We start from the raw sequence: 1,015 nt of genomic DNA on the forward strand, positions 1-1,015 counted from the left end.
ATCAGCTGGATAAAATTTCCCGTCACAGCGGTATTAAAACGGATCAGGCACTGCATGACACCACTGCCAGTGGCTATAAAACTGCACAGGAAGGTTATTACTTTGACCGGGATGGCGTAGGCAAGGCAATTTATGTGGCTTGTCAACAGCAGCTGGCCGATGGCGAACAAAATAAAACCTATCTGTTTTCGTCATCGAACCATTCGATGGCTCTGAAGATAAACTGGTCGCCTGAGCGATCGGAGATAAAACTGGTTTTTTATGATCCCAACGACACCCTGAGAGTCCGACGCTTAATCGTCCCTGACCTGCAAACCCTGAAAGCCATTAAAATAGAGCACCTTGTCCCGAATTCCAGGTTCATCAAATTGTATTACCCCGGGCCTTCTTTGGGTGGATGTTTAATCACAACAACCGTTGAGAGCCGGGCCGGTAGTTCGTTGGTCAGGGTTCTGGCAGATATGAATCCGTTCATCCTGTTTTTAATGCTCCAAAATGGACATTTTTCTTCGAACATGGTCGATCAATTCATGGGGCAACTGAACCGGCTTGATTCATATAGTCAAACGACTGCCCTGATGGCTAAAAGTAACGATGGTATACCAGGACTGTACATGGCATTACTAAGGGGCCATGGTGAGTGCGTCAAGAAATACCTGGCTCGGATCAGCCCCTTCAGCGACGAGGTCAAACAGAACCTGGTGATGGCGAAATCCCCCAAGGGTTTTTCCGGTCTCTTCGGGGCACTGAAAAATGGCCATGGGGAGTGCGTGAAGATTTACCTGGATTGGGTCATGGCCAGCTCCTTGAGCGACGGGGTCAAACAGGATCTGATGATGGCGAAATCTCCCATGGGTTTTCCCGGGCTCTTCATGGCACTGCAAAACGGCCACTGGGAGTGCGTGACAATTTACCTGGATCGGTTCATGACCAGCGCCTTGAGCGACGAGGTCAAACAGAACCTGCTGATGGCGAAATCCAGCGATGGTTTTCCCGGGCTCTTCGTGGCACTGCA

Annotated in this window: 1 protein-coding gene; it reads left to right on the forward strand. The window is 49.9% G+C overall.

The genetic code is table 11. The annotated features are described in order from the left end of the window. On the forward strand, nt 1-1,015 hold a 1,015-nt coding region (locus tag KDK14_RS07000), incomplete at both ends, for a ShET2/EspL2 family type III secretion system effector toxin (RefSeq protein WP_257264325.1).

Source organism: Endozoicomonas sp. ONNA2 (assembly GCF_024606365.1).
GTDB lineage: Bacteria > Pseudomonadota > Gammaproteobacteria > Pseudomonadales > Endozoicomonadaceae > Endozoicomonas.